We start from the raw sequence: 271 nt of genomic DNA on the forward strand, positions 1-271 counted from the left end.
CAGTACTCAAGTTATGCCCGTATCGCCTGCACGCCCGGAGTTAAGCCCCGGAATTTCACAGACGACGCGACAAACCACCTACGAGCTCTTTACGCCCAGTAATTCCGGACAACGCTCGCACCCTACGTATTACCGCGGCTGCTGGCACGTAGTTAGCCGGTGCTTCTTCTCCATCTACCGTCAGAAACCCTTCGTCGATGGTGAAAGGAGTTTACAACCCGAAGGCCGTCATCCCCCACGCGGCGTCGCTGCATCAGGCTTCCGCCCATTG

Annotated in this window: 1 rRNA gene; it reads right to left on the reverse strand. The window is 57.6% G+C overall.

Going from position 1 to position 271, the window contains the following annotated elements:
- A 16S ribosomal RNA gene (locus HMPREF3011_RS01225) occupies positions 1–271 on the reverse strand; the annotation flags it as partial.

It is taken from the genome of Corynebacterium sp. HMSC074C04 (assembly GCF_001838295.1).
Lineage (GTDB): Bacteria > Actinomycetota > Actinomycetes > Mycobacteriales > Mycobacteriaceae > Corynebacterium > Corynebacterium amycolatum.